The organism is Coleofasciculus sp. FACHB-542 (assembly GCF_014695825.1).
GTDB lineage: Bacteria > Cyanobacteriota > Cyanobacteriia > Cyanobacteriales > FACHB-T130 > FACHB-T130.
This window is the reverse complement of sequence record NZ_JACJPB010000041.1, coordinates 96,212-122,423: the sequence shown is the minus strand read 5'-3', so window position 1 is coordinate 122,423 and position 26,212 is coordinate 96,212. Positions and strand designations below refer to the sequence as shown.

The 26,212-nt window shown below is 46.5% G+C and carries 21 protein-coding genes; 5 read left to right on the top strand and 16 right to left on the bottom strand.

Going from position 1 to position 26,212, the window contains the following annotated elements; all coding sequences use genetic code 11:
• Positions 1 to 90: 90 nt before the first annotated feature.
• Positions 91 to 1,140, top strand: coding sequence for a hemerythrin domain-containing protein (locus tag H6F52_RS15165; protein ID WP_190535862.1), 1,050 nt, complete (start codon positions 91 to 93; stop codon positions 1,138 to 1,140).
• A 344-nt stretch (positions 1,141 to 1,484) separates the two neighbouring features.
• Here the strand turns inward: H6F52_RS15165 and H6F52_RS15160 are convergent, their stop codons facing one another.
• Complete coding sequence (locus H6F52_RS15160) at positions 1,485 to 2,345, bottom strand: SDR family oxidoreductase (RefSeq protein ID WP_190429986.1); 861 nt, start codon at positions 2,343 to 2,345, stop codon at positions 1,485 to 1,487.
• Positions 2,346 to 2,476: 131 nt separating this feature from the next.
• Positions 2,477 to 4,015 (bottom strand): FAD-dependent oxidoreductase, encoded by a 1,539-nt coding sequence (locus tag H6F52_RS15155; RefSeq protein ID WP_190535860.1) that lies wholly within the window; start codon positions 4,013 to 4,015, stop codon positions 2,477 to 2,479.
• 231 nt (positions 4,016 to 4,246) lie between these two features.
• Between H6F52_RS15155 and H6F52_RS15150 the strand changes: the two genes are divergently transcribed.
• Positions 4,247 to 4,642 carry an S-layer homology domain-containing protein gene (locus tag H6F52_RS15150; RefSeq protein ID WP_190415891.1) on the top strand — a complete coding sequence of 132 codons (396 nt, stop codon included), beginning with the start codon at positions 4,247 to 4,249 and terminating at the stop codon, positions 4,640 to 4,642.
• A gap of 362 nt (positions 4,643 to 5,004) precedes the next feature.
• Here the strand turns inward: H6F52_RS15150 and H6F52_RS15145 are convergent, their stop codons facing one another.
• From H6F52_RS15145 to H6F52_RS15110, 8 genes are all read right to left on the bottom strand, one after another.
• Positions 5,005 to 5,604: a DJ-1/PfpI family protein gene (locus tag H6F52_RS15145; protein ID WP_190415889.1), complete on the bottom strand. Its 600-nt coding sequence runs from the start codon at positions 5,602 to 5,604 to the stop codon at positions 5,005 to 5,007.
• Between the two features lie 4 nt (positions 5,605 to 5,608).
• Entirely contained in the window at positions 5,609 to 6,745 is a 1,137-nt protein-coding gene (locus tag H6F52_RS15140) for a serpin family protein (RefSeq protein ID WP_190535858.1), read from the bottom strand.
• A gap of 54 nt (positions 6,746 to 6,799) precedes the next feature.
• Positions 6,800 to 7,225: a TIGR02588 family protein gene (locus H6F52_RS15135; RefSeq protein ID WP_190415885.1), complete on the bottom strand. Its 426-nt coding sequence runs from the start codon at positions 7,223 to 7,225 to the stop codon at positions 6,800 to 6,802.
• Positions 7,222 to 8,106: a TIGR02587 family membrane protein gene (locus tag H6F52_RS15130; RefSeq protein WP_190429991.1), complete on the bottom strand. Its 885-nt coding sequence runs from the start codon at positions 8,104 to 8,106 to the stop codon at positions 7,222 to 7,224. Before H6F52_RS15130 ends, H6F52_RS15135 begins: the two co-directional genes overlap by 4 nt.
• A 341-nt stretch (positions 8,107 to 8,447) precedes the next feature.
• Complete coding sequence (locus H6F52_RS15125) at positions 8,448 to 9,464, bottom strand: peptidoglycan-binding protein (protein WP_242033283.1); 1,017 nt, start codon at positions 9,462 to 9,464, stop codon at positions 8,448 to 8,450.
• Between the two features lie 66 nt (positions 9,465 to 9,530).
• Positions 9,531 to 10,001 (bottom strand): nitrate reductase associated protein, encoded by a 471-nt coding sequence (locus H6F52_RS15120; RefSeq protein WP_190440017.1) that lies wholly within the window; start codon positions 9,999 to 10,001, stop codon positions 9,531 to 9,533.
• Between the two features lie 141 nt (positions 10,002 to 10,142).
• Positions 10,143 to 11,540, bottom strand: a complete 1,398-nt coding sequence (locus tag H6F52_RS15115; protein ID WP_190535856.1) for a chloride channel protein — start codon at positions 11,538 to 11,540, stop codon at positions 10,143 to 10,145.
• Positions 11,541 to 11,842: 302 nt separating this feature from the next.
• Complete coding sequence (locus tag H6F52_RS15110) at positions 11,843 to 13,351, bottom strand: NarK family nitrate/nitrite MFS transporter (protein ID WP_190415878.1); 1,509 nt, start codon at positions 13,349 to 13,351, stop codon at positions 11,843 to 11,845.
• A 1,016-nt stretch (positions 13,352 to 14,367) separates the two neighbouring features.
• On the opposite strand from H6F52_RS15110, the gene H6F52_RS15105 reads away from it, so the two are divergent.
• A complete protein-coding gene (locus H6F52_RS15105; RefSeq protein ID WP_190535854.1) occupies positions 14,368 to 14,601 on the top strand; it encodes a hypothetical protein in 234 nt (77 codons plus the stop codon).
• 59 nt (positions 14,602 to 14,660) lie between these two features.
• Here the strand turns inward: H6F52_RS15105 and H6F52_RS15100 are convergent, their stop codons facing one another.
• From H6F52_RS15100 to H6F52_RS15080, 5 genes are all read right to left on the bottom strand, one after another.
• Positions 14,661 to 16,922 (bottom strand): nitrate reductase, encoded by a 2,262-nt coding sequence (locus H6F52_RS15100; RefSeq protein ID WP_190535852.1) that lies wholly within the window; start codon positions 16,920 to 16,922, stop codon positions 14,661 to 14,663.
• A gap of 92 nt (positions 16,923 to 17,014) precedes the next feature.
• Complete coding sequence (locus H6F52_RS15095; protein ID WP_347276219.1) at positions 17,015 to 18,637, bottom strand: ferredoxin--nitrite reductase; 1,623 nt, start codon at positions 18,635 to 18,637, stop codon at positions 17,015 to 17,017.
• A 760-nt stretch (positions 18,638 to 19,397) separates the two neighbouring features.
• The gene (locus H6F52_RS15090; RefSeq protein ID WP_190535850.1) at positions 19,398 to 20,855 is read right to left on the bottom strand and encodes an adenylate/guanylate cyclase domain-containing protein; all 1,458 of its coding nucleotides are present in this window, start codon (positions 20,853 to 20,855) and stop codon (positions 19,398 to 19,400) included.
• Between the two features lie 186 nt (positions 20,856 to 21,041).
• Complete coding sequence (locus H6F52_RS15085; protein ID WP_242033954.1) at positions 21,042 to 21,947, bottom strand: molybdopterin-dependent oxidoreductase; 906 nt, start codon at positions 21,945 to 21,947, stop codon at positions 21,042 to 21,044.
• 174 nt (positions 21,948 to 22,121) lie between these two features.
• A complete protein-coding gene (locus H6F52_RS15080; RefSeq protein WP_190429335.1) occupies positions 22,122 to 22,706 on the bottom strand; it encodes a thioredoxin family protein in 585 nt (194 codons plus the stop codon).
• Positions 22,707 to 22,863: 157 nt separating this feature from the next.
• Between H6F52_RS15080 and H6F52_RS15075 the strand changes: the two genes are divergently transcribed.
• Together H6F52_RS15075 and H6F52_RS15070 are read left to right on the top strand one after the other, a co-directional pair.
• Positions 22,864 to 23,370, top strand: a complete 507-nt coding sequence (locus H6F52_RS15075; protein ID WP_190415866.1) for a hypothetical protein — start codon at positions 22,864 to 22,866, stop codon at positions 23,368 to 23,370.
• Positions 23,371 to 23,919: 549 nt separating this feature from the next.
• Positions 23,920 to 24,699: a class I SAM-dependent methyltransferase gene (locus tag H6F52_RS15070; protein WP_347276218.1), complete on the top strand. Its 780-nt coding sequence runs from the start codon at positions 23,920 to 23,922 to the stop codon at positions 24,697 to 24,699.
• Positions 24,700 to 24,792: 93 nt separating this feature from the next.
• Here the strand turns inward: H6F52_RS15070 and H6F52_RS15065 are convergent, their stop codons facing one another.
• Positions 24,793 to 26,112, bottom strand: coding sequence for an alkaline phosphatase PhoX (locus tag H6F52_RS15065; RefSeq protein ID WP_190429334.1), 1,320 nt, complete (start codon positions 26,110 to 26,112; stop codon positions 24,793 to 24,795).
• Between the last annotated feature and the right edge of the window lie 100 nt (positions 26,113 to 26,212).

Sequence of the window (26,212 nt, the reverse complement as noted above, 5' to 3'; positions counted from 1 at the left end):
TTCAGTCGCGGGAAAGATGAATTACCTTAAGAGATTGTGAGATTATTCATAAAGATTCAAAAATCATAATATTTCAAAGAAGGAACAAAAATGGTATCAACACTGGACGATACAAAGCGCATTGCGATCGCTCAAAAATTGGCAGACATGAAAGCGACGCAAAATTTAATCATCTCTAACGAGCAAACACTGCTCGGTGCCACTCCCGATCAAGATGTGCGCGATCGCTTGCAGAATATGCTCCAGGACGACCAGAAAAACCTGGGCGTTCTAGAAACGGTAATTGTTCAGTACGGCGTTCCCTCTGAACCCCACGAGACAGTTCAGGAATTTGTTCACAAGACCCAAGAATTAATGTCTGGTGATAAGCTGTCTCTCTACCAGAAATTAGTTCAACACGAACTCCTGAAGCACGCTCAGGCGATGAGCGGTATCGTAGTTCACAAAGCTGCTCAAGTCGTGGGTGCTGATATTGAACTGGCGATTGGACCTTTAAATGCTGTTAACTTTGAGAACCGCGCTCACCAGGAACAACTCAAAGGACTGCTAGAACTCGTGGGTGTCCGCGAACTGACTGGAAAAGACGCAGATCAGGGACTGTGGGCACGAGTTCAAGACGCTGTTGCAGCCTTGTCTGGTGTGTTTGGTAGTGCCGTCACCCAAAACACCGATAAGCAAGATATGAACATCCAGACGCTCATCCGCCTGGATCACAATAAGACCAACACCATCTTTACAGAAATTGGGGCTACTGACGATCCTCAAAAACTCCAAGAGTATTTTGGGCAGCTCTACAAAGATTTATTGGCACACGCTCAAGCCGAAGAAGAAATCGTTTATCCCAGAGTTCGCTCTTTCTACGGGGACGACAATACTCAAGAGCTGTACGATGAGCAAGCCGAGATGAAGCGGATGTTGGATGAAATTAAAGCGATCAACCCTGCTTCTTCCAAAGACGAATTCAAATCAAAAATTAAGCAGTTGATGGATGCGGTTGGCGATCATATTCGTCAAGAAGAAAGCACGATGTTTGCAGCCATTGACAACAATTGCAGCACCGAACAAAAAGAGCAAATGTCTAGCGAATTCAAAGCTGCCAAGAGCAAAATTCAGCAAGAAATGGCAGCTTCGACGAAGTAATCGGAAGCACACTCAACCTCTAAAGCCATACCTCTCTAAACTTAACTGACGTTTGCACTCCCACTACTTACGTGGTGGGAGTTTTTTTGTTTCACTAGGTAAGTACACGCCCCCGCACTAGAAGGGTAGGTGTACATAAACAAAGCCTGCCTACGCAGACTCAACTAAAAATTCTTCAGCCTACGGGGAGCAGCTTTTGTACGCACAAGACCCACCTTTCAAGGTATAGGCGTATACCCTAGGATGCATCCCATCGCTAACTTCTAACATCTATCAAAAAACCCGTTCTCTAACCAGAAAACGGGTTTCTATTCTTTCAAGAAAAATCGGTAGTCATCTCAGCGTTAAGCATTGACAACATCGCCACCGTTGGGATGCAAAATCTGACCGGACATATAAGAAGAGTCGTCTGATGCCAAAAAGACGTAGCTAGGTGCAACTTCTTCTGGCTGTCCAGCCCGTTGCATCGGCACTTGTTTACCAAAAGAGGCAACTTTTTCCTCTGGGAAAGTTGAGGGAATGAGCGGCGTCCAGATGGGACCTGGGGCGACGCCATTCACGCGAATTCCCTTTTCCACCAGAGATTTTGAGAGCGATCGCGTAAAGGCAACAATGGCCCCTTTAGTAGACGAATAATCGAGCAGCTGCTGATTCCCTTTATAAGCTGTCACCGAAGTGGTGTTGATAATCGCGCTGCCTTCTTTGAGGTGCTTGAGTGCAGCTTTCGTCAAGAAAAACATTGAGAAAATGTTAGTCCGGAACGTGCGCTCAAGCTGTTCGGCAGTGATGTCTTCGATGCTTTCTTGAGGATGCTGTTCGGCAGCGTTGTTAACAAGAATATCGAGTTTCCCAAGCTCCGCAACCGTATTTTCTACAGCCTGCTGACAGAATTTTTCGTCACCAATGTCGCCAGGAATCGTAATACATTTGCGCCCTTGTTCTTCTACCAGCCGTTTCGTTTCTTGGGCATCATCGTGTTCGTTCAGATACATGATTGCCACGTCAGCGCCTTCTTTGGCAAAAAAGATAGAAACTGCGCGACCAATGCCGCTATCACCGCCAGTAATCAACGCCACTTTATCGCGTAATTTGTTACTACCTTGATATTTACTATCGTCTGCCTTGGGGCTAGGCGTCATTTCTGATTCGGTACCCGGTCGATGGTCTTGATGTTGGGGTGGTTGTAGCTGTTGTTCTGCTGGCATTAGTGTGTCCTTAAACTGTGTCTAAAAAAATGAAATCCAGAGAAGATTTCTTGTTTCTATTCACCCAACACGCTAGCAACCCTCCAGATTGACTTAATCAATCTGGAGAGGGAAAAGAAAAGTGAATGTAGTTAACTTTTTGTTGTAAATTGACTGGGCAATTCTTTTTGATCGAGATCCGTAATCGGTGGGCCATTGAGTACCTCACCCGTAGGGCTGAAACGTCCACCGTGGCAAGGGCAATCCCAAGTTTTTTCGGCGTTATTCCAGTCAACAATGCATCCAGCATGAGTACACACCGGAGAAAGCGAACAGAGATAATCTGTCTCGTCGCGGTAGACGGCATATTTCTTCCCGTTGATGTCAAGAATTTTGCCTTCGCCTGGTGCTACGTCCGAGGGTTCGTTGCCCTCTGATTTAAAAAGCCGATCCGCTACAAAGTGCTTGGCGACGCCCAGATTCTCCGTCACAAACCGCTGGGCGCTGGCTAGGATATTCGCGCGATTGGGGTCGTAAAGGTCGCTCCAGGGATTCGTCCGTCCCAGAATCAAGTCGCTTGTTAGCATCCCGCCAACGGTGCCGAAGGTCATGCCGTTGCCAGAATAGCCGGTAGCAACGTAGATATTAGAATTCGCTGCGGTTTTCCCGATATAGGGTAGACCATCGACCGGCTCGTACAATTGAGCTGACCAGCGATAATCGATAGAGGCGACATCATAGAGCGATCGCGCATACACTTCCAAGCGCTCGAAACACGCCTCATTATCCACATCCTCACCCGTCTTGTGGTCTTCACCGCCAATAATCAGCAGGTCTTTGTAGCTGCGTGTATAGTGATACGGCTCCTCGGTATCCCAAAACAGTCCTGGCGGTAATGGCGATCGCAATCTCACTCCGATAACGTAAGAACGATACGGGGCAATTTTTGTGGACATTACATACAAGTCCGGGAGACTGTTCAGATTGTGAATCGGCGTATGAGTAGCAATAATCACATCTAGTGCCGTTACCGTCCCCTGTTCGGTAGAAACTCGACTCGGCTTGTCTCCGGTGATATCGACAACAGATGACTGCTCAAAAATAAAACTGCCACCACCGTCAATCGCCTTCGCAAGCCCTTGGAGATAGGGAATCGGGTTAAACTGCGCTTGATTGGGGAACATCACCGCCGCTTCTACCGGAAATGGCAGTGGCACATCCTTGGTCAAAGCAGCCGGAATCACTAACTTGCTAACCGCTTCCGCCTCTGACTCAATTTCAGACACATCCTGGGATTTTTCAGTGTAAAGATATCCCGGCACTCGCTGAAAATCACAATCAATCTTCTCTTCTGCCACAAACTTAGCAATGCGTTCAATCGCCGCACGACTGGATTCTGCTACCAGCTTCGCATCCGTGTCGCCCACGGAGGAAATCAGGTCTTGGTAGCGTTCGTCAGCAGCTTCGGTGAGGTGGGCAGTCGTATAGCCGGTGACACCACTGCCAATTTGCGATCCCTCGATTACTGCAACCCTTAATCCAGCGCGTTTCAATAGCAACGCAGCGGTTAAGCCAGTAATGCCGCCGCCTACAATGGCAACATCTACGGTAATATCACTGGTCAATTGCGGGTATTTTGTCCCTTCTGTAGTGTCGAGCCAAACAGAGACGGAGGTTCCTGGTAAATTCATTCAGCGTTCTCCTGAGACAGTATAAATTTTTATATCTAGCACTTTACCTATTACTGGGATAACGTCTGAAGGCGGAACCTGGTATCTGTAATTAGAAGTAAGTAAACTTTGATACTTTTCCCAGCAGCAATCAACACATAGCTAGTTGATTTTCATTACAATAAGATATAAAAGTTTCTTTTTCAGCAGAATTCAAGTTACCTTTTTGCAAGTTAAGTGGAAAGAATTAAAATGTCTAAATTTTTTAAGACTCTACTTTTATATAGTCCAGCCGTTTTGGGAATGGCCTTGCTGTTAGCAAACAGTGCAGTTGCACAGGAAGCGATTCCCAATAATCCAAATTCTCAAATGCCACCTCCAACAGAGCGTTATGGGTGTCTCAGTGGAAATGGCGATGGAACTTTTCAAGGCAATCGGCCTGTAACTCGGTATGAATTTGCTGCCGGTTTAAATGCCTGCTTAAATCAAGTTGAACAACTCATTGATAATCCTGCTGGAAATCGAGTTAATCAAGAAGGGTTAACGGTTCCAAGAAGCCAATTAGAAACCTATCGATTAGAGTTGGAGCGTTTGCGTAATCGAGTAGATAAGCTGGATACCCAGACAAGAGAACAGTCGAGCCAGTAGTTTTTTAAAAACAGAAAAAAAGAACGGTTGTGATTGAGGAACTGGATTTCTAATCAAATACTTCTCGATTAGTGATGTTACATCCAAAGAAAGCCCCCAAACCCTCTTTTAAAGCTACCGTATACGCACAAGACTTCTTTAACTTGCAAGTCCCGTTTTGATCCCCCAACCCCCCTTAAAAAAGGTGGCGAATTAAGTCAAAGTTCCCCTTAAAAAGGGAGATTTAGGGGATCAATCAACTTTTTGCCCCTTAACCCAAGATGTGCGTACACCGTAGCCTTAAAAGGGGAGCTAAGACCGAATCGCAAGTGTAGGTAGCGCTAAGACAAGTAAATTATCTAACTTCGATAGGATTGAGACCGTTAAACCGCAACCATTTCTTGATGCTCAATCTTCGTTCCCAAAAGTTTCAAGAATTCTGCCAACCAGTTAGGATGAGCAGGCCATGCAGGTGCTGTTACTAAGTTACCGTCAACCATTGCCTCGTCTGGTGGAATATGCACGTAAAGCCCACCTGCCCGGTTAACATCCGGGCCGCACGCGGGGTAAGCGGTGCAACTTCTGCCTTCTAGCACTCCCGCTGCCACCAAAACTTGTAACCCGTGACAAATTGCGGCAATCGGTTTATTTGCTTCGGCAAAGTGGCGGGTGATTTCTAATACTTTCTGGTTCAAACGGATATATTCTGGCGCACGTCCACCAGGAACGACTAAGGCGTCGTATTCTGTCGCTTCCACTTCATCAAAGGTGGCATTTAAGGTGAAGTTGTGACCGGGTTTTTCACTATAAGTTTGGTCGCCTTCAAAGTCATGGATTGCGGTTCGCACCTCGTCCCCTGCTTTCTTATTGGGGCAAATCGCATGGACAGTATGCCCAACCATTTGTAATGCCTGGAATGGCACCATTACTTCGTAGTCTTCAACAAAGTCACCGACGAGCATCAAGATTTTTTTTCCCGCCATTTTCCTAACTCCTGTTTGATTGCTTGGATGTTGCAGTCTGTGGCTCCATAATAGAACCCATAAACAGCAAACTTCCAGTATCATCATCCCGAATCGCGCAGAAAAACGGGCGGTCAACCACCATGCTAAAGGGAGGGTCGGGGGGACCGAATGAGGCTTCTATACCAGTTGCGGCGGCGGCTTCGGTTCCTTCTTCGTTGACTTCGAGAAAGGTTTTATGGATGACGCTGGCAATGGCAATGTCTTGGGCAGACATCTGCTGGAAACCTCCTTCAAAAGCCATTCCCATCCCCAAGGCAATCAGGGCATCATTGAGTGCTACTTCATACTCTAGCTGAAAGCGGGGTAAAACAAGTGTTCCTTCCTCTCGCCAGAATTGGTAAATCCATTGATTCCAGTTTTCAGCGTTCAGATTTTTGTGGAATGCTTGCAAGTTTGAGTCTTGATCTGGAAGGAAGATGTACATACTCACCTGTTCACTACCGTAGGGTAAATTAACCGCCTGAAAGTTCTTACCTTGGTAGTAGCGGTAGGTTCTGTGCTGAGACATCATCGGGTACTGTTTCTGCGTCCCATCAAGTAATGTAAAGGCTCTATCGTGTGTATTTTCTTTATCGAAAGGGCTTGCCCAAATACCTTTAAAATAGATAGCGTTAATTAGGATTAAAACGGTTTGAGGGTCAAGCTTTTGGAGAATTGTCTCGATTTTGCCGTGGGTGTTTTCGCTTACCCAGTTGTTAATAGTTGCCAAAGCATCGGAACTGCTAAAGTCCAGGTTGGTTACTTTTGCACCGTAGAACTCTTGGGTTCGCTTCAAAAAATCCCGTTTAAATTCCACATTCTGATTCGCCCAAAGCGAATTAGCGATCGCTAACTCCACCTCGTTATCCAGATTTTCTAGCGATTGTTTCAACTGTAAGTTAGCTTCGTTGACTTGTTGCAAGCTCATTTCTTGCAATTCCAGCGCGATCGCCATTGCCGCCTGTGTCTGCCCCACACTGCCGTTATAGGTCATTGAGAGCGCGATCGCTATGCTTGCTGGAGAAACAAAAATGTTTTTGTCAGGCTCCTGCTTTGTAAGTTCCCTAAATAATTTCAAGGCAAATTGAGTATTCGCTGCGACAAGCTTGTTATTAACCATTGCATCGTTTCCAATAATTACAGCGAACCGGGAAATGAGCAGTTATCAAAAAACTTAAGGTAACTTGTAGCTAGAGACTCGCACGACTAACTCGCCATCGCGGGGATTGCGGCTAAAGATAAATGCGCCTTCTTCCTTTTCGCCGCCGGAGAGAAAGTCAATTTGTTGTTCGCCAGTTTCTTCAACTTTCCCATTAACCCGCAACTCGGCAATAATCTGGACTGATTCAGCAGTTTCTCCACCAGTATTCGTCACTTCAAAAGGGATGTAGAATTGCTCTTGAGTTTGACGAAGTTCTCTTTCCTTCGCGGTGACTGATAGAGTCGGGGGTTCATTTTTCTGGGTTGCCCAGTCATACAGCACCAGTCCTACGAGTAGCGCCACAATAGATGTCGCGATCGCAAAGGAAACCCATTCCGCAAGCGATCGCGGCGGTCGTTGCTGTTGGGATGAATTGCTATCTTGATTCGTTTGGCTCATGCTAGCAACCTTCCTGCTGCGCCACCTACAGTGGCTGGGAGTCCTAGTAACAATGTATAGCTCAACCACATTTGCCACGGATCGTCAAAGCTCAGCTGGTGGAAGAACCACAACATAAATGTGGCTGCCAGAAGCGACACTAAATAGGAGCAAACAGTTTCGCTTAAGGGACGCTGAAAAAGTCCTTGCTGTTGTTTCCGTTGTTGTTGATTAGTAAAGCCAGCCTGAAAGACAATCCCATAAGAAATTAACAGCGAGGCAACAATAATCGCAATCAGCCACGGAGGGGAAGAAGCAGCGACTAGCATGGGAATTTCGTCAGTAGGCGCAATGTTAAAGGCAATAATCGTGGCACCAATCAAAGTACCCCCAATATCTGCCAAGGTCGCATTGAGACGGGTTTTGTCTGGTTGTGGGGGATTTTCATCGCTGTTAGGAGATTGATAGCGATCGCCACTTAAAAAAGAACGCGCTAGCGCCACACCCAAAGCAAACGGTACACTCTCGAAGATTATTTTTCCTAATGCTTCACCCAAAGAGGTATCGAAGGTGATTTCGCGCAATAAAATTAGGATACTTGTCGCGCAGACGACGCCGATAGCGATCGCTTCAAGGGTATCTATCACCGCTTCACCCGGTCGAATATCCTTATATTTGCGAAAGCCTTCGGTGCGATTGAGCAGGAAAACGACGATAAACGTGGCAGCGATCGCAGCTAGCATCACCGGCGGTTCCGTGAACGACCCAATCCACCAGACTTCCATCGTGTACAGTAGCGGAATTCCGAATAAAAACCCACCCGCGGCACCCCGCAGTAGATCATCCCATTCTTTCGACCAAATGTTTTCGGGTTTATGTTTTGGAGCGCGTTTAATCTTCATTAGGGGGGCATCGACTTTTCATCCGCTTATGCCAAGCCAAAAGTCATTCTCAAGCAACCGAGCCAGAGGCAATAACAGATGAAGCTAGCGGTAAGCCGTTCGTCAACTTATTCCTTAAATGTTATCAAACCCTGACTCTCGAATAATGTAAATCATCCAATAGCCGTCTTATTTGATTTCGGAAGAAATGAACTGCTCCAAGTCCCACAGGGCGATCCAACAAGACAATAGAGAATTTAATAACTACTGCAAGGATTGCTGTCGAAGCAGATAAAAGCCAGGAGGAAGAGAAAATTCTGAATCGTTTGTTTTCCTAACCCCTGACTTTATCTCACTCATTTTTAAGTTGTCTTACGCCATCTTTTCCCAAACTCATCGAGGGTTGCTTTCGGAATCTGCGTCTGAAGCCACTCCAGCGCATCATCTTGATGAGGCAACCCTTGGTAGTATTTGCACATATTCACCAGATTAACTGGAGGCACTTGTGTGGGGTTGGTGAGCGCATTCCAGGTAGTTGTTCCCACAACTCCATCCGCCTTTAACCCTTGGGATTTCTGAAAAGCAATCACAGCCGTTTCTGTGCCCGTACCAAAACTACCATCAATGGGACCCGGATTAAAACCTTTGTCCTTCAAAAACTGCTGCAATTGTTTGACTTTTTCTCCTCGCGATCCAACTCTTAAGGAACCATCGTCTGTCGGAACACCGATTGCACTCAACTTTTGACGAACGGCTTGACGCAAACGGGGTAGTTGAGCGTATAACCAATCACCAGGGCAATCAGTGGCAGAAAAATCTCGATGCCCTTTGATATTATCAGGAGAAATCTTGCAGGAACTGCAAATTGAAACGCATAAATCGACTAAACTATTCCATTGTTTTTCACCCATCTGATGGGTCATGAATCTGCCTTCATTTTCAATTCCCGGCGATTCATTGCCTAGAGCACTGCCAGCATGAGACGAGCGAATACACAAACCTCGTTTAATTTTTGCTAAAGTGCCATTTCTTCCTTCTAGGAGAACGCCGTCCGTTGTATTCAAAAAATTATGACCGGAATCCCACCAGCCGAAAACATCCATGTGGGTATTCTGAACACTTTTGGCAAATTTTTTCGCTCCATCCACAGTTCCTTTCGATATATGGCTGGGGGGATTGGGCGTATCGGTATGGTGAACGATCACGTATTTAGGTGTGGTTTCCTCTGACCACTGTTTGGGGGGTCTGGCCCCCCACTCCTGACATGAAATAACGCTAGCGGTAAAAGGCATGTTGAAGATGTCCTGTAAAGTTGACGGCAGATGAATAATGAGCGTGATGGGACAAACCACAAACGCTTTCTCTAGCACTGCCAGCATCGTTTGTAACCTAATAACTATGCCGCAGCAAGGTAAGTAGCAATTTTTTTCACATTTCTTGATAGCTCAGATTAAGTGAAATTCTTGGAGTGCGGGTAAAAAGTTTTGGTTTTCGTGACTGGGGCGGCTGAGTTTGATGAGGGCAAAGCGTTGGGCGGGAGTGAGTTCTGCCCAGTGTTGGGGTGTCAGTATTGCTCCAAATTCTGCTGCCTTTTCCTGAATGTTAGCCGGTATTTTTGTAGCATCCATCCAATCTGGATGAGGTTCTATCGGCAGGTCACTGGGAGAGACGCCTGTGTGTTCTACAACGAATTGGTGCAGTAATTTCCGGTAGGCTTGAGCTTCATCTGTTGTGGTACAGGGCATCTCTACCAGGGTTTGTCGTTCCGCTTGACTAAATTGGTGCCAGTGAGGCAATTTTAGTTTGACGCCGCAAGTGTCTAATTTCATCCGCACCTGCATCGGAATGCAACGCAAGGACTCTACAAAATCGGCTTCAAATTGAAAGAAATTATTTGTAGATTTGTCAGTCTTCATTCATTTTCTGGGTAATTAATTCATTAAAAATAACAAAAATTTTGATGAATAACTTCTCCAAAGAAAAAGCTCCTAAAGGCATAAACTGCGACTAATAGGAGCATTACCACAATCGTGAAAAGCTTTCAATATCGGCAGGATTCAAGGGCTGGTTTGTGGAAAGTCCCTAGCAGCAGTATATAGGGGCAGCGAGGTGGGGTTTTGCAACCCGGTCGGCGTGCGCGATCGCTGCGTTTGAATCAACGAGACTTGGGTAGTCAACAGGAAACTGACAAAACTGGCAATCACCAGAACCGGCACCATTGCGGTGTCTGAAAGCACGCTGAGAATTACAGTGGAACTAATCGGTGTTTTTGTCACCGCCACGTTGACTGCCGCCATCATGCAAATCATACCGATTGTCGGGTGGATTTGTGGAAAAGCTAGAGAAATTGCCAAGCCAACTGCTGCACCAATGTAAAACAGCGGAAAGATGAATCCTCCCCGGAAACCGGAGTGGAGGGTGAAACTAACTGCTAGCATCTTCGCGAATGCGATCGCGAGCAACATCGTCACTCCAAACGTCGAACCTGTTTCGACAATCGTATGAATTTCCTTTTCGCCAAAAAATAGGGTCTGGGGAAACACTAAAGCAATCAGCCCAATTGCGAACCCTCCCAAAGTAGCCAGCGCAATCGTGTGGTGTTCGATGTATTGAGTCAAGTACCCAATACTCCGGAACAGAACAATAAAGATGATCGCAATCAGCGCCCCTAGCGCCCCCAGCAGTGCGCCTTGACCCAAATTCACCAGGGAAAGCTTAGGAGGTGCGACAAAGTGATACATCCCCCCAATCGTCAACCCCGTGTTAAATCGAAACACAAAAAAGCTTAAGATTGCCGAAAGCACGGCAGGAATGAGCGCTTCGTAGTATTCCAATCCCCGACGATGGGGAATTTCTAGGGCGAAGAGTGCGCCACCAAGAGGCGCACCAAAGAAGGCACCCAATGCCGCACTCATGCCGCAGAAAGTCAGCACGCGAGTTGTCGTCAGGGTCAAATTGAGCTTTTGACCCAGCCAGCCGCCAAAGCTGCCATTGATTTGTACTAGCGGGGCTTCAGGACCCGCACTGCCACCGGCTGTAATCGAAAACAGGGAAGCGACAATCATTGCCGGAGTTTGGCGTAGAGAAATTCGTCCTGGATCGTGTACCTTATCAACGACTAGAGAAACTTCACCGGGAAGTCCCATGAAGTGCAGTGTGAGACCGACAAAAAATCCCCCAATTGTGGTAGCAATCCACACGTAATTCCAGGCGGGAAATCCGCTAGGGAAGTAAGGATTCAAAACACCAGGCAGCGTGTGCCAAACAAAATGCAGGCTTAATTCCAGTGCGTAATAATAAACCGTTGCAACTAATCCTCCAGCAATTCCAATGACTGCCGAACAGAGAATAATTTGCTGATAAGTTAGTTCGCCTGCACTGTTGGAATCGTTAGGTAATGTATCAGCATATACGTTATGCTCGTTGCTGGCAGTTGTTCGATCGGGAGACGACATAAAATCTCCTCAAAGTCACTAGCAGTGTGAGTAGGAAAGCAAGGTTAACTTAATCCCAAATCACCCGTCTAGGTGTATTAAAAACAACTTTATCCAGAAAGAATATTAATAATCTATCTAAATTGGTAAGGAAGCATGAGTAGCCAAGCATATCTCTAAACCCGCTCGACACGCCATAAAAATATTGGGGTGAGATTGAAACTCACCCCTACTCGCTTGGTTTTAGAAAAAGGCAGTTATTAAACCTAAGTTGGTATAACCCTTAACACCTTATCTATTACCAATTAGCGCTTGTAACAAAATTAATTTTGTTCGCGTTCGTGCGAGAAAACGGGAGTTTTTGAGGATGTTATTCCGACTTCTTCACCTTCATGAGAGCCTTCCGGTTCTTTGAGAAGAAACGCACAAAGACTAGCCGAAATTAAGCCAACAATTCCTAGCATCTGGAAAAATATGCGATCGCCCGCAGCATCCTGAGGTAAAAAGCTATAGACGGTGAGGTAAATTACCGCTCCTACGTTGCCATAAGCACCCACGTTACCAGCAATCTGACCCGTTACGCGCCGCTTAATTAGAGGAACAATTGCAAAGGTCGCACCTTCCGCTGCCATGACAAAGAAGGAAGCAATCATGGTCACAATAACTACCCCGAACAGGGGTATATTTGCACCCAAACCGCTAAACACTAGATAGCCAATTCCTGTGCCAGCAAGCGTTGCTGCCAGCGTCCACTTCCGGCTGCCAATCTTGTCAGAAATTAAGCCACCTCCTGGACGAGCCGCCAAGTTCATAAAGGCATAAGTTCCGGCAACTCCCGCTGCTAGCGCCTCTGTCAATCCAAAGCCTCTTTGAAAAAACGTTGGGAGCATGGAAACAACAGCTAGCTCTGAGCCAAAACAGGCAAGATAAGCAATTTCTAAATTGACGACTTGACCAAATTGATAGCGCTCTTCAGCAGAGTAGCGCTTTTTACCAGTCATCAAGCTGTGATTTGCTTTCCAACAGTTATAAGCTTGGAATGCATACAAGCACAGCAGCAGAAACCAGGTGACATACAGTTGAGTGATATTGAGAAATTTAACTTGATTTAAGCGCCAAGCAATGACGCCCAAAACGCCGACTAAGGGAATGTTGCTAAGTAATAGAAACCAGAAGTCTTTCTGGGTAGTCACTTCTATTCCGGCGCTGCTTTGGGGACGTTGGTAAACCTTACCTGGAGGGGTATCTTGGACGTTTAAGTAATAAACAATTCCGTAGATAGCGGCAACAATTCCGGTGAGCGCGATCGCAAACCGCCAGTTAACTTGACCTGCCCCTAAAAAGGCAGCTGCTGTGGCAATTGTCGGGAGGGTAAACGCTGCACCTGCCGAGCCAAAGTTGCCCCAGCCGCCATAAATGCCTTCTGCTAAGCCAATTTCTTTCGGGGGAAACCATTCCGCCACCATCCGAATACCAATCACAAATCCACACCCAACGATGCTCAGCGCTAAGCGGCTTAATACTAATTGGGAAAAATTCTGTGCAAATGCAAACATCAGGCAAGGAATCGCCGCATAAATTAAAAGGCATGAATAGGTGATCCGAGGACCGTAGCGATCCAGAATCATGCCGACAATAATTCGAGCCGGAACGGTGAGCGCAACGTTACAAATAGCGAGAGTTCTGAGTTGGGCTTCATTTAAACCTAAATCTGCTTTCACCGCTGTGGCAAAAGGGGCGAAGTTGAACCAAACGACAAAGGTTAAAAAGAATGCAAACCAGGTCAGGTGTAAGATGCGGTATCGACCGCTAAATGACCATAATCCGGACATTTCAGAACCTCTTCTTTTCAAGTAAAGTATGCATCAAAGCGGGAACTGTTCTTGGGTTAGCGTAAATTTTATAGATTCAATCGAGGATATAAATCCTAGGTAAAAAATTTACGTAATTAGGCGCTTGCCACGGGGTTCAGTCTATTTTTTGCTTGAAAGTTTTCAAACATAAAATCTCACCTTATCGAGCCGAGCTGCCGAACGTTAGTTTTTTTAGCAATAAGCGCTTCTGTTAGAGTAATGAACTGAATAATCTGAGTTCGTAGAATTTGTTACAAAAGACAGATTTCTTTTGAAATCTCTATCTTGTTAGGTATTGTATCTGTATTGTGAAGTATTCTTTCTTCTCCATTGCACATTTTGCATGAGTTGAATGCAAAATGTGTAATAGAGTGATTATTTTTGAGTATTTCCTGAGCGATAACCGTTTGATTTTTTCAAGCAAATAACTTCCCTTTGCTCAAAGGGAAGTTATGAGAAGTTTTTACAAAAGCTGCTTTTGCTTTCCTCAGCTTGGATTTTTAGGCTGATTTCTCTGCTGCTATTTTCTAGTTAGGCGCTCTAGAAGCTGTCTGTTTACATCTGTCAAATCTTACTAATTCAGCATTTATTAATAGGTTTTGTGGATAGTCTTGGAGCCATTAGATTGTAAGGGCTTAAAAAAATTAAATGATATTGATAAGTCTCTATATTTTCAGAATGCGATCGCGTTATTTGGTCGAAGGCTCAGAATCTCAAGCCAAATTAGATTAATCCTATGTGAGCATTTCCTGACATTGACTCCTCTCTAGACACGGATGGTGGTTGCATCCCTCAGCGGGTTCGGCAAACTTGCTAAATCTGATTTCCTCCTTTTGATAGGTGCAGTATTCGCTGAAATTCTTCACTACCGAGAAAATCGAGTTCAGGCTATTTTAAACTTTTGTAAAAGAAGATTTTTGTATATTCAGCTACAGAATTTTTGCTAGATTTAAATAGATGCACAATTTTTAGAAATTAATCAAAAGGTTTTAGTAATGAAAACGCAAGAACGCCCCCAAGTATTGATAGCGGAGGAAGAACCCTCTAATCCATTGATGGTGGTGCTTTTGGTTACGGTGGTATCGATGATTTTCGGGTTGATTCCGGTTGTTTATAGTTCAACGTTTGCAAAACTCCAATCCCAGACACCAATCGCGCTGGGAGAGGCAGGCTTGTGGAGCGCTTTTGGAGAAAAAGCGGATAGCGTTCGGGTTAACCCAGAACGGTAAACTTTTGGTAGAAATTTAGGCGTGAAAGCGGATAGAAAACCAAAGCTTTTGCGATCGCTTCAAACACGCAGCGGTGAGGACAAAGCTTTCGGTTGAGTCTCTGTCTGTGGAGTCTCTGGAAGCATATACCCCTCAGAGATTAGATGGGCAGCAATCGGCACCAGTTGCACGGCGCAAGCTTTTAGTTCGGGTTGTAGAGAATCGGGACAGGATGCGGAGTGAGTCAGGGCATTCGCTTCGGCATCATCCGCCCAAAGATCGCCCCAGTGAATGGGGACAAAAACTGTACCGGGAGAAATGGTCTGAGTGACTTTGGCTGGGAATCGAGAAGTCCCGCGACGACTTCGCACTTCCACCCAGTCATTCTCCTGAATCGCTAAATTCGCAGCATCGCGGGGATGAATCTCAATGAACGGTTGCGGATGCATTTGGCTGATTTTGGCAATCCGTCCGGTACGAGTTTGCGTGTGCCAGTGCCCGTACAGCCTGCCCGTCGTCAGTACAAAGGGGAAGTTTGAATCGGGGGGTTCTGTAAGTCCCCGCGAATGCTTGGCAACAAAACGCGCCCGTCCATCCGGTGTCGAGAAGCGCAAGTCGGTGTAAAGCCTTTTAGGAGTGCTGAGGGAAGATTTTCTCGGTTCATTTTTAATTTTTAATTTGGCATTTTCAATCGGTTCGGGCCATTGAATGGGGCCTTCTTTTTTCAGACGTTCGTGGCTGATGCCAGTTTGGTCGCAGAGGCGATCGCCTGTTAGCTGTACAAATTCATCATAAATTTCCGATGAGTGAGTATAAGCAAACTGTTCGGGATATCCCAAGCGACGACCCACTTCTGCAAAGATTTCCCAATCTGCCCTTGCCTCCCCTAGGGGTTTGCGAAAAGCTGGACACAAGGTGACGACTCTTTCCGAATTGGTCATCGTCCCAGTTTTTTCCCCCCACTGCGCCGCCGGAAGTAGAACGTGAGCAAAAGCAGCAGTTTCCGTGGGATAGTAGGCATCTTGATAGACCGTAAAAGGCGATCGCTTTAGCGCCGCTTTCGTTCGTTCCAGATCCGGCATACTCACCGCCGGGTTCGTCGCTGCAATCCAGAGAAACTCGACCTCTCCCGTCTCTAGTCCAGTGATAATTTCCCAAGCGCTGCGACCGGGAACCGACGAAATCTTCCCAGCGGGAAGCTTCCAAAACTGCTCAACTTCGGTTCGCTGCTGGTTATCCTTGACTAAACGATATCCGGGCAACAAATGAGCCAAACCCCCGACTTCCCGTCCCCCCATCGCGTTGGGTTGACCCGTTAGGGAAAAAGGGCCGCTTCCGGGTTTGCCAATTTGACCCGTCATCAGGTGCAAGTTGATCAAGCTGGAGACTTTCGCAGTCCCTTCGGAAGATTGGTTCAAACCCATTGTCCACATAGAGAGGACTCGGTTAGAATCAGCCCACATTTTGGCAACGGTTATCAAGTCATCCACGGAAATGCCGCAGCGTTCGGCGACCACTTCCGGTGGATAGTGTTGAATCACCTCAGCGTAGGTGGAAAAGCCTGCGGTGCAATCCTCGATGAATTCAACATTCATCTTGCCCCATCGTAGAAGCAAATGAGCGATGCCATTGAGTAAATCGATATCCGTACCGGGTCGAATGGCTAGATGCAAATCGGCGGCTTCGGCGGTGGTGGTGCGACGCGGATCGACCACAATCATTTTGACGTGATGGTTCTGTTTATGGTGTTTCCGCAGCCGATTGAAGATAATTGGGTGACACTCTGCGGTGTTGCTACCGATGATAAAAGCACAGTCGGTTAGTTCTAAATCTTCGTAGCAACAAGGCGGACCATCCGAACCTAGGCTGTAAAAATACCCTGCTGTAGCGGAAGACATACATAGGCGCGAGTTGGTATCAAAGTTATTCGTGCCCAAGATTCCTTTAAAAAGCTTTTGGGCAAGGTAGTAGTCTTCCGTCAGGAACTGACCCGAACCATAGAGACATAAGGCATCTGGGCCAGTGGAGTTCAGGATGGAACCCATGCGACTGACAATTGCATCTAAGGCTTCCTCCCAGGAAGCGCGACGGAAGGGTTCATCCAGAGAGTCGCGCATCATCGGGTAGAGGAGACGGTTTTGATCGATCGATTCTGTAACCGTCGCTCCTTTGACACATACCATACCTTGACTGGAGGGATGAGAGCGATCGCCCCGAACTTTCCAGATCGGATTTCCTTGGCTATCTCGATTTGTCTCCCGATTTGCAGCTGCTGGCGGCGAAACTTCTAAGCCACAGCCAACGCCACAGTAAGGGCAGAGGGTTTTTGTTGAGTCACTCATGGCATTCGTCATGGGTCATGGGTCATGGATCATGGGTCATTAGTCAGGGGTCATGGGTCATTCGTAATTAGCAAGTGACTAATGACGCATGACTAACGACTAACGGCAATCTCTGCTTCTAGCTTTTCTTGTGGCTGCTTGGGAATTGCCCCAAAGTGTTCGATCAGCAAGTCTTTCACCACTGACTTGAGGTCCTCGCAAGGAACCTTTTTCATGATTTCTTTGCCCAGGTGTGCATCTTTCCCGACCTTGCCACCCATCCAAATATCCACCGCCTCTACGGTTTGACCATCTTTGCGTGTCTTCGTACCGATGAAGCCAATATCTGCAACTTGCGGTTGACCGCAGGAATTTGGGCAACCTGTCCAGTGAATGCGAACCGGATGCGGTTGAATTAACTCTTCCTCCAGTTCCTGAATCAAGGCAAGCGCCCGGTTTTTCGTTTCAATCAGCGCAAAGCCGCAGAACTCGCTACCTGTGCAAGAAACCAGCCCCCGGTTCAAGATGGCTGGATCGATAGACAACCGTTCTTGAAGCAGTGGTTCTTCTAAGAAGGGACTTAAGCGCGTGTCCGGGATATTGGGGATAATCAAATTTTGTTCGACAGTCAGACGAATCTCCCCGCCGCCATAAACTTCCGCCATTCGCGCAAGTTCAAACATTTCATGGGCATACAAGCGACCGACAGGGACGTGCAAACCGACGTAGTTCAGTCCGGGTTGCTTTTGAGAATAAACGCCAATATGGTCGCGCTTGTCCCAGTCAATTTCATCTTTTTCAGCCGCCGATTCCAGCGAATGCCCTAGTTGTTTTTCGACTTCCGCCCGAAACTTTTCAACGCCCCAGCCCTCAATCAGGTACATAATCCGGGACTTTAGCCGATTCTCGCGGGGACCATTATCCCGGAAAACCTCCAGCATTGCCTTACTTAAAGAGATAGCCTCTTCAGGAGGAATCCAAACATCGAGAGGAATGGCTTCTACATATTGATTGGGCGCAAAGTAGCCGCCTACGAGGACATTAAATCCAATGATGTGATTTTTGTAAGCGGGGATAAAGGCAAGGTCGTTGATTTCGGCATGAACGGAGTTGTCCCGACCCCCGGCAACGGCAATGTTAAATTTTCGGGGTAGGTTGCTGAGTTCGGGATTGCCCTCACCGTTATTGGTAATCATGTCCTGAAGGCTGCGGACAATCCCCCGTGTATCAATCAATTCAGCCGCATCAATGCCTGCAACTGGCGAACCCGTGATGTTCCGAACATTGTCCATTCCCGATTGAATGCAAGTCAGACCCGCTTTTAACAAACCGTTGAATATCTCTGGGATATCCTCAATCCGAATCCCTCGCAATTGGAAATTTTGTCGGGTGGTAATGTCGGCGTTTCCCTGGTTTTGAAATCCCGAACCCGTGCAGTAGCGTTGCACGATTTCAGCCAGTACTCGCATCTGAGTGCTGGTCAAAATGCCGTTGGGTATCCGCATTCGCATCATGAACTTGCCGGGTGTCACCGTGCGATGGAAAAAACCCAACCACTTTAGCCCTTGGTTCCGCTCAAACTCGTCCATCGCCTCCCAGCCAATTTGTGCAAAATGCTCCAGTTCTTGCTTCAGCAATAGGGGATGTTTTGCAGCTTTGGCTTTTTCAATCTTATTTAGTTTTTCCGTAGGCTTGGTTGCCTTTATTGCTTCTGTAGGCGTGGTTACGTTAGTCACGGTTCCTCCTTGCGTACCTGTATCTGGCGCAATTGCACGTGTAACCGTACAGCTATTGCTCTCGCTGTTAAATACTGCTTTTTATGCTAAGTTAGGCGCTTTTAAAAATTGAAACGGTAGACTTTGTTACAGAAGCTGCCTATTGCCAATGAAACCTTTCTTTTGAAATATTTTTAATTTTAAAAGTCTATCTTTATGGTTACTTGCCAAATCAGATTTTATGGAAGTGCTGAAGATTAAATTTCAAGCCACACCTGCTTGTAACCTCTATTTCCCAGGGTTTCGTTTTCTCTTTCGGTATTATTCAAAATAGCTGTAAGCTTTAACGGGCAAAACTTATGAAGGGATTCATCTGAAAGGAAACCCGTTTAAATAGGCATCATTTGAAATTTTCACCCAGCCACTTTCCCTCAGATACAGAGGGGCGCAAGAGAAGGGGTGAGGCTCTCCTAGAATACTGAGTAATTAGCAAGATTTATATGAGTAAATTATTCACCATTCTGTAAAAAAAACTGGCGCATTTGATACATTTTTAAAATCTTAATCAGTTTGTCTAGTTGAAGATTCTTGAGCGCTGCCTTATCGGGTCAAAATCCTCAAAATCCTTGAAGCGGAGACATTAAGAATTTTTAAAATTTCAGCCTTTCCTGGAATATATAACAGTCTTCTTTAATTTGGGAAAAACGAACCGCAGAGGACGCAGAGAGCGCAGAGGAAGAGAAGAGAGGAGCTTATCGAGGAAATAGACTCGGTAAATAACCTACACTGCATCAAGTTCGTAAATCGCTACTAGCTCTTCCTTACCTTTCACCCGAACAAACTTATCGACTAAGCGCAGGGGGAAAGTGTCGGGGTGGCGCAGCGCTTCGACGATTGGCTTGGTAACGAGGATGGTGCTGTCGTAGTTTTTGGTGAGGCTTTCGACACGAGCGGCTACGTTTACGGCATCCCCAACAACTGTAGACTCGATACGGGAGCTAAATCCAACGGTACCCATGACGACCTCGCCTCGATGAATGCCAATACCGATGTCGATGGTTGGCAAACCTTGATGCGATCGCTCTTCATTCAATAGTTTAAGTCGCTGTCGCATTGCTAATGCTGCGTACAGAGCGTTGTCCGTCGCTTCATCATCGAAGAGCGCCATAATCGCGTCGCCGATATACTTGTCAATGAAGCCGCCGGACTTGTCAATCACTTGCCCCATGCAGGCGAGGTAGTCATTTAAAAATGAAAAGGTTTCTAAGGGCGTCATTTGTTCTGACATTGCCGTGTAGCCCCGAATATCGGCAAATAGGATCGTAATCGTGCGCGTCGAGGCAAAGCCGACTTGGATGTTCTCGATGCCGTCGGGTGCAATCACCAGAAGAAATTTCTCTGGTACGAATCGATGAAAAGACTCGATAGTTTTTTGTAGTCGGCTAAACAAACCTTGTAGCGCCGCCGACATATCATTGAACGCGATCGCTAAAGCGCCGATTTCATCTTTGCGGTAAATTTCAGCCCGATGGTGTAAATCGCCTGCGGCAATTTTGGCAGCACTCACTTGCAACCGCCGCACAGGACTACTGAGTTCTGTTGCCAACAGGTAGGAACCGAAAAGACCCAAGGAGAGAGCAAAAACCCCCACAAACAGCGCTTTTTCGACAGCGATCGCGACCGCTTGATTGACCTGCCGCAGCGACATCCCAATCCGCAACGTCCCAATTTTTTGCCCCGAAGAGTTGCGAATCGCGGCGGCAACTTCGATGGCAGTTTCACCTTGGCGTGCCCGCACTTTGCGGTTGAAAGTAATGTCGCGCAGGAGGAATGTCTCGACAACACGGGTATCGTCATATACTGCCAGCGCCGAGTCCGTTACCCACACAGGCACAATATCGGGAACATACTGTTCCTGAAGTTCGCTTTCGCTGGCGGCGACGATTTGATTTGACAAGCGCACATCGGAGATCAGAATGTAAACGAAATCTGGGTTGCGCTTCAGTAGCAGATTGAAACCGAGCCGAATCTGACCCCAATTTTGGTCTTCAAGTTCGTTTGTCCAGGTATTAGATAAGGCGATCGCTAGCTGCTGGACTTCACGCCGCTTCTGTTCCCGGTAGAGTTGTCTCTCGTTTTTCGCCCACAGCCATACCACAGAACCAACAATCGCCACAATCAAGAGTGTCGTGGCGGTCATAATTCGTGTATGAATTGAACGGAACGCGGCAACTTTCATCAGGGTTAATTGGTAATGGTTACTTGGTAATTTCTAAAAAGTTTGAAATTTTAAATTTTTAGTTTTGAACGAAAAAATCTTCTTGAAACTCAAAACTCTCAAAAGTTAAAACTTTTGAATAAAATAATTTTCTTGGAACTCAAAACTCAAAACTCAAAACTCAAAACTCAGACTAACCATTCGCCATTATTTACTAACCTCCAGTTGTTCCACAAAAGTGAGCCAGCGCTGATTCTCGGATCTCGCTTGACAATTGCTGGAGAAAGCCAGCGTTATCGGACCACCCATTTTGGCAGGAATCGGATTGCGTTCGTTACTCCAGTGCGTGGCAAACAAAATATCGCAGTCTCGCACCTCGTTAGCTGCCAAACGAATTGGATTCAGGGCATTGCGAGAGACGGGCGCTTTTCCCCGAATGATAACCATACCGTTTTCTGGCAGGGTAACACCGGCAGCCGCAAGAACGTCCCGCACGCGCACGCCCGTGAGCTTGACTTTGCCAATAGGCCACCCAATCGGGTAGCCAACAGCTTCTTCGATGGTGACTTGTGGCAGTTGGCTGATGGTTTTGGCATCAAGCGGGGTTTCGCCAACGCGCAGTTGTACTGGCTCGGTACCGACAATCAGGTTGGTCACGTAAAATGCCCAAAAACGGTCGGGATACTTTTGCTCAAGCTGCGGGTACTCGGTGTAAGGAAATACCAGAGAAAGCGGGCCGCCTTCGCTGCGGGAAATGGGCATTCCATCGCGCTCTAAAGCAATGATAATCGGGTACGCACGCAAGTCTGCAATGCTGACGGTGGCACGGTAGGAATCGAAAGCGACAAGCGTTACTTCCTTACTATTAGTGATGCCGAACTTGTCGAGCAGTTTAGAGATAGCAACACCCCGAAAGTCAAAAATCCGATCGGGGTTGTTGCTGGTATTATGGGGCGATCGCGTCCGTATATGGGTGGTTGCGATCGCGTCTAGTTCTTGCATAGTCAACCGCACGGATTTTCCCGCCGCCGTTTTCCCCTGAATTTCTAGATTCCACTGTTGCCGCTGTCGATTGTTCGTATGAGCAGCAACCATTGCGGCGTTTTTTTGCATTGCCTCATTTCTCCACGCCTCCATCTCGGCATTCGTTGGTTTCTGATTTTGACATCCGCTCACGAAGGCAAGCAGGAAGAGGCAGCTGGAAAGAGGGAGCCGGGAAGGTTTCATATCATCTTTATAACCTTCAAGCTTGATTCTGCACCCTTCCACAAGTCCCTGTTGCTGCGATTAATGAGGAAAATATGTCGGTTCATTCCCCGGCTTCCACTTGATGTTGCAGCCGATGCTAGGCTTCTGGTCTGAGGGGATTGATTGACCGGCTAACACTGCATCTATTGCGGCTCGTAAATCTTTGCCGTTGACGGGTCGATCGTTACCGGGGCGACTGTCATCTAATTGACCGCGATAAACCAAACTTTGGTTGGCATCAAAGAGGAAAAAGTCTGGGGTACAAGCAGCGGTATAAGCTTTAGCAGTTTCTTGAGTTTCGTCGTAGCACAACGGAAAGGTGAATCCCAGCTCATTCGCCATTGCTTTGAGTGAGTTGGGGGCATCATCTGGATAGTTGCTGGCATCGTTGGCACTAATTGCCACAATTCCAATCTCTTCACCTACGTAATCCTTGCCAAGCTGCACGAGTTCTCCCTGAATGTGTTTTACAAAGGGGCAATGCTTGCAGATGAACATGACCAGCAATGCCTGCTTATCGGCAAAAGTGGCAAGGGAAATGGTTTGACCAGATACCACATCCGGCAACTGGAAATCTGGGGCTGTCGTGCCCAACGCCAACATAGTTGAGGCGGTTCGCACCATTGTATGCACTCCTTACGTTTTGGTAGACTGCGCTCCCACTTATATTGCTCTACCACTGAAAAAAAAACCAGAGTAAGTAGCGATCGCCTCCCGCTATAGTACAATTGTACTGATTGCGTCCGCATCCAAGTCGTTAGGTAGCCATCCAGCCATCGACATGACAAAACTGCAAGCCAGCCTCAAAGTAGTCCAGATGAAACGTGGCGAAGACCGTCAACCCGTAAAAGGTGATGCCAAACACAAGCGCGTTCCATCGCCAGCGATCGCCAATACTGAAAGACGACCTCGAAAGACAGGCGATTCCAGAAGGTTAATTCCGTCACTACGGGTGAAAACCTATCAGGAACTGCTACAGGAACATCTGAATGAAAAGTTAAAACACCTAGAGGCGCAAGCAACCCAAGTCAATCGGCTTTCAGCGGAGCTAGAGGCAGCAATACAGGAACTCAAGGCAATCTCAGCTCAAGTTAATACAGACTTGAAATCCCTTCGGGGTAAAGCTGACATTTGCGAGTATAAAGCAACCAGTCTCCCCTACGTCGGGCAAAAGCTTGATGGATCGTTAGTGCTGACGGCTCGATCCATCGATCTCTACAAAGCCGAACGGGAAGCTTCGTCGCTGGCACAGAAGCTGCGGCGACGAACCGGAAAAAAACGCCGCTGAGAGCTTTAATCGTCTAAAGCAAATATAAGCCCCAGGATGGAAGCCTGGGGCTTATTTCAATGGCTATTGCATTTGCGATCGCTGATATTTTACAAACCAGTTAAGAGCGATCGCGTGAGTTTATCGCGATCGCTCTTAACTGAAATTTAGGAAATCGTATTGCGGTTACTACAAATTCTTAGGCTTAGCGCTATTATTTGAATAATCGAAATATATCCTAAATAAATATTTAAGGATGGTTCTTCCTTATCAAAATTTATAATATTATAAGAACTTGAGTAAAGTCTAGAGTTCAAGATAAAAAGTTTCTCTTTATCTTGAAGAAAGAACTTTGTTTACATTCCACTAATAAACATTTAGGAAAAAATCAACAAAGGTATAGGTAAAAGAGTCATCATTTGATAATTGAAACTCCTAAAAAAATGCTAATTTTATTATTAATCAGACCTTTTACGTGAAAAAATAAACTAGGGTGAAGAAAGAAACTTTTATTCTTTTTTTTCTAGCCTTATACCGAAAATCGTCAAAATTTATTAGTGAGTGACGCTGGTGAAAGAAAGTAACTCAAAAGACACGCTGTTGCACGCAATGAATCCGCTGAGCCGATTTTCCAACCGAGCAGAGGATTACGCCAAGTATCGACCGAACTATCCAGACGCCGCTATTGATATTATCCTGAAGGGATTAGGAAATCCTTTACAACTGGTCGCCGCAGATATTGGTGCAGGGACGGGAATTTCCTCGCGTTTGTTAGCTCAACGTGGAGTGAATGCGATCGCTATCGAGCCAAACGCCGCAATGAGAGACGCCGCATCACCGCATTCCTTGGTAGAGTTTCGTGACGGAACAGCAGAAGCCACGAATTTACCCAACGCATCTGTTGATTTAGTGACTTGCTTCCAATCTTTCCATTGGTTTAATCCCGAACCAACATTGCTAGAATTTCGCCGCATTCTTAAGCCAATAGGACGACTAGCGGTAGTGTGGAACGATCGCAATCAAAACGAGCAATTCACAGCAAATTACAGCCGCTTAGTTGAGATTGCATCAAACAATCATCCAGCAGAGAAGCGGATGGTTTCAGTCGCTCCTCTACTAACCAGCCCCCATTTTCCAGATGTCCGGTGCCATACTTTTGAGTACCAGCAGCAGCTAGATTTAGAGGGACTAATTGGCAGGGTAAATAGTGTATCTTACATCCCCAAAGAAGGTGAGGCGTACCAGCAACTTGTGACAGATTTGCAAGAACTGTATGCAAGCGCTTGTAATGAGCGCGGCTATGTGTATTTAACCTATACCACGAATGTTTACCTTGCAGATAATGGGTAATCAGAAAGAGTAACTGTAGAGATGCGAAATTTCCTATCTTTGCAAGAATTACCCATTACCCATTACCCATTACCTATTACCTATTACCCCTTATTATCCTTTCGCCCAAGGTCCCCAGATAGCAAAAGTAATGCCAGGAGTTTGGATATTCACGAACATGGTCTGACCATCGGGCGAAAAACAGGCACCAGCGAACTCATTATCATTGATAGCATTCCGAGCAAATTGGTAGAGTTCGCCCTTTTGAGTGACGCCGACTACAAATTGCTCGTCGTCACCATCTTCACAGATGATCAAATCGCCAAAAGGAGCCACAACAATGTTATCAGGACTATCTAATACATTTACATCATTTGGTTCAACAAAAAGTTCAAGAGTGCCGCCTTCTTGTGCTGTTTTCCCAGGAACGTAGCGCCAAACTTGACCGAGTCCGGCAGCGCCACCATCTGTGCAACAAAAGTAAAATTCACCGTTGCCGTACCAGATGCCTTCCCCACGTGTAAATTGGGCTGCACCCTTACTAAAGCCTTCGACGCGGACAGTATCTGTATCCGGGTCGGGATTGTCGATGCGAACCCATTCAACTTGCATTGGTTGACGCACCGGGAAGTTAGTTTTAGTAATTGCTTGGGGCATTCCTTTAATTTTCAGAGCTTCCAAAACACCGCCTTCTACAAGTTTGCCCGGTTGATTTGGAATGAAGCGATAGAAGAGACCATTGCCTCTATCTTCAGTTTCATAAACAATTCCAGTTTTTGGATCGATTGCAACCGCTTCGTGGTTAAAACGCCCCATTGCTTTTAAAGGCACGGGAGTCACAGTTGTTTTTGCATTCGCCGGAACTTCAAAGTTATAACCGTGACGTTGGTTGACATTTCCCGTAATATTAACTGGATCGTTTGTAGCGGGAGTTGATGTATTTTCTTCAGAGCTAATCCACGAACCCCAAGGAGTCGTGCCACCTGCACAGTTGCGGTAGGTTCCTGCTAGGGAAGCAAAATGACTTTGTATTTGGCGATTCGCCCCTACAATTAGAGTTGTTGTGCCACCTTTACAGAGATTATCGTATTTGAGTCCGACAACTTGCGTGGTAGAATTCGGGCTTAATTCGTGATTGCGAATTAAGATAGTTGTGTTATTAGGACCGGGAAAAGCACCCATCCCATCGTGACCACCCGGTACTGGATTGCCATCGTTCATCATGTCTCCAGTCCGAGAAATAGCGCGATATTGAAATCCGCGTGGTAAATCCAATAAACCATTGGGATCTGGAATCAGCGGGCCATAACCTCCCCCACTCACTAATTGACCCCTGGCTGCTTTGGTATAGAGCGCTTCTAGAGGGGACATTAATACAGCACCCGCAGCACTCGCGCCTGCCAGGGTGAAGAATTGCCGCCGTGATAAAGACATGGTGTTCTCCGCGTTTATGCGTTGAACAGCTTAATTGGCGTTCATCAACCTTCGGCAAAGCTTTGATTAAGGCTTGGTTAATTTTTTATTCAGAAAATAT

Bases quoted from the DNA above. Each gene is read 5' to 3' on its own strand.
- H6F52_RS15165 (WP_190535862.1), top strand. From the start codon at position 91: ATGGTATCAACACTGGACGATACAAAGCGCATTGCGATCGCTCAAAAA.
- H6F52_RS15160 (WP_190429986.1), bottom strand. From the start codon at position 2,345: ATGCCAGCAGAACAACAGCTACAACCACCCCAACATCAAGACCATCGA.
- H6F52_RS15155 (WP_190535860.1), bottom strand. From the start codon at position 4,015: ATGAATTTACCAGGAACCTCCGTCTCTGTTTGGCTCGACACTACAGAA.
- H6F52_RS15150 (WP_190415891.1), top strand. From the start codon at position 4,247: ATGTCTAAATTTTTTAAGACTCTACTTTTATATAGTCCAGCCGTTTTG.
- H6F52_RS15145 (WP_190415889.1), bottom strand. From the start codon at position 5,604: ATGGCGGGAAAAAAAATCTTGATGCTCGTCGGTGACTTTGTTGAAGAC.
- H6F52_RS15140 (WP_190535858.1), bottom strand. From the start codon at position 6,745: ATGGTTAATAACAAGCTTGTCGCAGCGAATACTCAATTTGCCTTGAAA.
- H6F52_RS15135 (WP_190415885.1), bottom strand. From the start codon at position 7,225: ATGAGCCAAACGAATCAAGATAGCAATTCATCCCAACAGCAACGACCG.
- H6F52_RS15130 (WP_190429991.1), bottom strand. From the start codon at position 8,106: ATGAAGATTAAACGCGCTCCAAAACATAAACCCGAAAACATTTGGTCG.
- H6F52_RS15125 (WP_242033283.1), bottom strand. From the start codon at position 9,464: ATGCTGGCAGTGCTAGAGAAAGCGTTTGTGGTTTGTCCCATCACGCTC.
- H6F52_RS15120 (WP_190440017.1), bottom strand. From the start codon at position 10,001: ATGAAGACTGACAAATCTACAAATAATTTCTTTCAATTTGAAGCCGAT.
- H6F52_RS15115 (WP_190535856.1), bottom strand. From the start codon at position 11,540: ATGTCGTCTCCCGATCGAACAACTGCCAGCAACGAGCATAACGTATAT.
- H6F52_RS15110 (WP_190415878.1), bottom strand. From the start codon at position 13,351: ATGTCCGGATTATGGTCATTTAGCGGTCGATACCGCATCTTACACCTG.
- H6F52_RS15105 (WP_190535854.1), top strand. From the start codon at position 14,368: ATGAAAACGCAAGAACGCCCCCAAGTATTGATAGCGGAGGAAGAACCC.
- H6F52_RS15100 (WP_190535852.1), bottom strand. From the start codon at position 16,922: ATGAGTGACTCAACAAAAACCCTCTGCCCTTACTGTGGCGTTGGCTGT.
- H6F52_RS15090 (WP_190535850.1), bottom strand. From the start codon at position 20,855: ATGAAAGTTGCCGCGTTCCGTTCAATTCATACACGAATTATGACCGCC.
- H6F52_RS15085 (WP_242033954.1), bottom strand. From the start codon at position 21,947: ATGCAAAAAAACGCCGCAATGGTTGCTGCTCATACGAACAATCGACAG.
- H6F52_RS15080 (WP_190429335.1), bottom strand. From the start codon at position 22,706: ATGGTGCGAACCGCCTCAACTATGTTGGCGTTGGGCACGACAGCCCCA.
- H6F52_RS15075 (WP_190415866.1), top strand. From the start codon at position 22,864: ATGACAAAACTGCAAGCCAGCCTCAAAGTAGTCCAGATGAAACGTGGC.
- H6F52_RS15065 (WP_190429334.1), bottom strand. From the start codon at position 26,112: ATGTCTTTATCACGGCGGCAATTCTTCACCCTGGCAGGCGCGAGTGCT.